Genomic DNA, 4,891 nt, shown 5'->3' with positions numbered 1-4,891 from the left:
TTCGCGATCGCGGACTAGAGCTTTCCGCTTACTTAATCCCCGCAAGGGGACTGAAACTTTAATCCTTAAAAGCTACCTGCAACTGTCCGAACTTTCCGCTTACTTAATCCCCGCAAGGGGGCTGAAACTTAATTCTCTACATCAAACGATACTCCTTTCACTTTCCGCTTACTTAATCCCCGCAAGGGGACTGAAACGAGAAATTAGTGTCTCTATGTCGGCCTGAATGATGGTACTTTCCGCTTACTTAATCCCCGCAAGGGGACTGAAACTGTAAGCCGTTTTTTTATGCTGATCATGAGGTTGTCTTTCCGCTTACTTAATCCCCGCAAGGGGACAGCGATACGGGAGATTGGAGGCGATCGCGTCTCGCTAGCCATTAACAGTAACTGAAAATTCAGCCTACCTGTCTCACTGAAGCCCTAATTTTTCCAAAAGGGGTCGTGTCGAGACAATATGCTTGCTTAAACCCAACTCTTTTGGGCTAATACCCAGTGCTAAAGCCACCAACTGAGGTAAGTGCAGCACTGGCAAACCCAGTTTTTGTGCGATCGCACTTTCGACTTCCGGTTGACGGGAATCCAGGTTAAGGTGGCACAAGGGGCAAGGAGTTACCATGCAATCCGCACCGGCATCAATGGCTTCCTGAATATGCGTCCCTGCCATCTTAAAAGCTTGCTTTGTGGCATAGCTAGAAATTGGCCAACCACAACACTGAGTCCGACCTCGATAATAAACGGGTGTCGCCCCCACCGCCCGAAATAAATTCTCCATCGACTCTGGGTTAAACGGATCGTCAAAGGGAATCGTCGTTTGTCCCCTCAACAAATAACAGCCATAAAACGCGGCACACTTGAGCCCACTCAGCTTCCGGGTAACCCGTTCTTGTAGCGCTTCGAGTCCGTAATCCCCAACTAACGCCCACAGCAAATGCTTGACTTCGGTACTGCCTTTGTAAGGAGAACAGCCCTCTTTTTTGAGAAATCCATTAACCTCGTTAATATAGCCTGGGTCTGTCTCTTGGAATTCCTTTAACCGCTCATCCACATGACCAATCACCCCCTGACAGGTACTGCAATGGGTTAGAAGCGGCAGATTCAGTTCCTCGGCGAGGGCAATGTTACGGGCATTAACGGTGTCTTCGAGTAACTGGGAATCTTCTTTGAAAGTGCCGGAACCACAACAGGAGGCTTTTTTCAGTTCAATCAGTTCAATGCCTAGTGCCTGAGTCAGTACGGAGGTAGACATATAAAGCTCCCGACAGGCTCCTTGAGCGACACAGCCGGGAAAGTAAGCGTATTTTAGAGTGCTAGATGCCATAGCCATTAATGTAATAAGCTCTTTGACACTCCTCGCCCTATAAGTGCGAGGATTCTTCGTTCATAGACCCAACTTGCTGTGACAGGATTGCTCCAATCACAGTAGAGGTCGAATCTCCCGAAGCGTTCGGGTCTTTGACCCAAGTTCCCATATGCCCTATGGTACTTAAGGCTAACTTCAGAATATTGATTGCAGCATTCCAATCCCGATCTAGTAGGAACCCACACTGACAAGCGTGAGTTCTCACAGATAGAGACTTCTTGACATGAATGCCGCAGTTAGAGCATTGCTGAGATGTGTAGGCAGGGTTGACTGCAATAGTTACCTTGCCAAACTTAACCCCGAAATACTCTAGCCATTTTCTGAACTGATACCAACCTGCATCATTAATAGACTTGGCGAGACAATGATTCCTGACTAAGTTCTTAATCCTCAAGTCTTCATAGGCGACCAAATCGTTAGATTGGATTACGCAACGCGCCATTCTCTTAGCGTGTTCTTCACGTTGCCTACTTATTTTGAGGTGTACTCGCCCGACGCTATTAATGGCTTTCTTGCGATTGACAGAGCCTTTCTTTTTACGAGAAACACGACGTTGACGAAACTTCAGCCGTTTGGAGCCAGTTCGATAAAACTTCGGGTTAGGCTCGGCGTGACCATTGCTATCCGTGTAGAAGTCTTTAATTCCCACGTCTAGTCCAACAATCTTGCCTGTTGGCTCCATGTCTACTACTTTGTTCTGGATCCTAATTAGGAACTGAACATAGTAGCCATCAGCCCGACGCACTAGCCTAACCCGTTTTATCTGCTCTAATGGGTAGAAGTTTAAATCCAACGTTCCTTTGAGTTTGAGCTTGCCAATCCCTTTCTTGTCGATGAAATTGATTGATCTCCGATCTGAAGAAAGTGTCCACCCAGAAGTTTTGTACTCCACTGAGCGACAGTTTTTCTTGAACTTTGGGTAGCCTTTGTTTCCTGCAATAGACTTCCTACAGTTATCGTAAAACCGAGCAATTGAGGTATATGCTCTTTCAACGGCAACTTGGCAAGCGTGAGAGTTTAAGGTTTTAACAAACGGAAATTCAGCTCTCAGTGCTGTGTTGTGGCGATACAGCTCTTTTTGTCCTACACCTCGGTTGTCCATCCAATAACGGATGCACTTGTTGCGGACAAACTGAGCGGTTTTAATCGCCTCATCGATAGCACTGTATTGAGTTGTTTTTCCTTTAGCCTTAAACTCTAGGACTCTCATTTGACGTGGAACACGACCTACGGCAACACTTTATCATGAACAAAGCCGCCCTGGAAGGGCGGGGCTTGAATCCCATTAGTTTCGGTCAATCTGAGGTGATCCTTCCATCTTCAGGGATATGGGCGGCTTACGGCTCGATAACTCCTGATTTTTTAAAACTCTGGACATTTGTGGCAGGTGAGGAGGCATGGCACTGGATGCATACCCCAATCTCTTATAACTTAAATCAGAGGTTTGTGGTGATACAGGGGTAGTGGCTGATTCTGGGAATAATCGAATTTTACTTTGGCAGATGGGGGTGATAATGAGCAAGCGCGTCAGAAGTTAGGAAAAATTGCTGATTATTTATTACTACATTATCTACAGTTGCTAAAGTTCCCGTGCCAACTTGATAACTCATAAACAGACAAGTGAATACCAATCGAATTGAAGAGATTTACAACTATCTGAAGCTATCAGACTTTGTAGCAACAGGGGGACAACCCACTGAAGGGCAATTCTCGCTCATTAAAGAAGCCGAGTACCAAGTGGTTGTTAATCTTGCACGTCCAGACTCCCCTAAGGCTTTACTTAACGAGCAAGCCATTGTCGAATCTCTGGGAATGCGGTACGCCTCTATTCCTGTGGATTGGGAAAACCCTACGCTTGAGGACGTTGCCCGTTTTTTTAGAGTCATGGAAGCGAGCGCAACTCAACCTGTATTCGTCCATTGTGCGGCTAATATGAGAGTCTCGGCGTTCATGTATCTTTATCGCCTAATTCACCAAGGGATGAGTGACCAGCAAGCCAAAAGCGATTTAGAGAAAATTTGGACTCCCAATGATACCTGGCAGGCGTTTATCCAGCAGACAGTAGAGCATTATACCAAAAGGCAGACCGGAGCTTGAGTGAGGACAGAAGGCAGAAGGGAAAAGATTGACCGATCAAGGTTTCAGTATTTTGCTTTGTCCTAATCGCCTTGGCGACTGCTATACCAGCACCTCTTTCGACATCCAGAGGTGGGGGATGTCCATCCTATCCCTTCTGACTAAGCGCTGGCTAGCACAGTTGGCGTGTTACGATCTCGCCCTTTTAAACTCTAACAGCTAAAAAAAGACGTTTATTCAGGCATTCCAGGATTACCGAGTCAGATGCAGCCTCACAATGCTAAAAAATGTATGCTGTGGACACAGGAGACTAGAAGAATATAATAAAATTAGTCATAAGCTGCTAACCCTTTAATTTGGCTACTTAAAGTCAGTACAGCTAAGCTAGCAGAGCGTTTCGGATTATCAAGTAGGCCACTTAAATGCACAGCCGCTTAGAACTTGCTCAATTCCTCAATTCCTAAACTTAAGTTCTTGCAGTCATTCATGCCTGTCGAACAAAAAACAGCTAATCGCAACCTACCCCTGATCAACGAACAAATTCGCTTTCCGCAAATTCGGGTCATTGATACTGACGGTGCCCAACTAGGGATTATGGCTCCTAGGGACGCCTTGCAGCTCGCACAAGAGAAAGAAATGGATCTTGTGCTGGTTGGTGACAACAAGGAGTTACCCGTTTGCCGAGTGATGGACTATGACAAATGGAAGTATCAACAGTCCAAAAAAATTGGAAAGTCGCGACCCACGGTTCTTAAAGAAGTGAAGATGAGTTATAACATCGCAGAACACGACTACCAAGTGCGTGTCGCTCAATCTGAACGTTTTCTTAAGGGCGGGGATAAAGTCAAAACCACCATTTTGCTCAAAGGACGGGAGATACAACACATTGACCTAGCTGAAGCGCGACTCAAGCAGATGTCTGTAGATTTGCAGGAAGTCGCAGATCTTGAGCAACCACCCAAGCGAGAAGGGAACAGAATGACGATGCTCCTTTCCCCTAAAACCTCAAAGAAAAAGCGGTAGATTTTGTCATACTTCCATTCCCTTAGAAAGAATGGGACGTTCTTGGCAATTTACTATCGTTGATTGTAGGGTGCGTTACGCTACGGCTAACGCACCCTACTACTATTGGGTAGGGAGTAAGAATTGATCAAGGATGAAGGATGGAAAAGTCTGGGTATGTTCATCCTTGAATTGTTCACAATTCATACCTTTTGGGTGATTTCTGCATGACGTTTGCTTCAAGACGCTCTAATCGTTTTAGACAACGCTTATTATGGATTTTTCCCTTCCTATTGTGCCTAGCTCTAGCTTTATTCGTGAGTATTTGTAATCCGGCGGCAGGTTTAGACCGCACAGAAATTCTCTGGGACACCTGGGGTGTACCCCATATTTATGGAAAAAGCGATCGCGAACTCTTCCAGGCGTTTGGTTGGGCACAAATGCAGAGTCA

At 45.9% G+C, this 4,891-nt stretch carries 6 protein-coding genes; 4 read left to right on the top strand and 2 right to left on the bottom strand.

Going from position 1 to position 4,891, the window contains the following annotated elements; all coding sequences use genetic code 11:
• Positions 1-411: 411 nt before the first annotated feature.
• The gene (locus V6C93_RS13955) at positions 412-1,320 is read right to left on the bottom strand and encodes a CoB--CoM heterodisulfide reductase iron-sulfur subunit B family protein (RefSeq protein ID WP_333477264.1); all 909 of its coding nucleotides are present in this window, start codon (positions 1,318-1,320) and stop codon (positions 412-414) included.
• Between the two features lie 37 nt (positions 1,321-1,357).
• A complete protein-coding gene (locus V6C93_RS13950; RefSeq protein ID WP_333477263.1) occupies positions 1,358-2,572 on the bottom strand; it encodes a transposase in 1,215 nt (404 codons plus the stop codon).
• A gap of 5 nt (positions 2,573-2,577) precedes the next feature.
• Here V6C93_RS13950 and V6C93_RS13945 point away from each other — a divergent pair, with 5 nt between their 5' ends.
• The 4 genes from V6C93_RS13945 to V6C93_RS13930 form a co-directional block, all read left to right on the top strand.
• A complete protein-coding gene (locus V6C93_RS13945; protein WP_333477262.1) occupies positions 2,578-2,826 on the top strand; it encodes a hypothetical protein in 249 nt (82 codons plus the stop codon).
• 156 nt (positions 2,827-2,982) lie between these two features.
• Positions 2,983-3,459, top strand: a complete 477-nt coding sequence (locus V6C93_RS13940; protein ID WP_333477261.1) for a protein tyrosine phosphatase family protein — start codon at positions 2,983-2,985, stop codon at positions 3,457-3,459.
• A 465-nt stretch (positions 3,460-3,924) separates the two neighbouring features.
• Positions 3,925-4,461, top strand: coding sequence for a translation initiation factor IF-3 (gene infC / locus V6C93_RS13935; RefSeq protein WP_333477260.1), 537 nt, complete (start codon positions 3,925-3,927; stop codon positions 4,459-4,461).
• A 206-nt stretch (positions 4,462-4,667) separates the two neighbouring features.
• Positions 4,668-4,891: penicillin acylase family protein (locus V6C93_RS13930; RefSeq protein WP_333477259.1), on the top strand; the 224-nt coding region annotated here is incomplete at its 3' end.

The sequence above is a fragment of the Allocoleopsis sp. genome, assembly GCF_036703385.1.
In the GTDB taxonomy this organism is placed as follows: domain Bacteria; phylum Cyanobacteriota; class Cyanobacteriia; order Cyanobacteriales; family Coleofasciculaceae; genus Allocoleopsis.
Note: the sequence above shows the minus strand (reverse complement) of the source record. Positions and strands in the feature narration are given on the sequence as shown.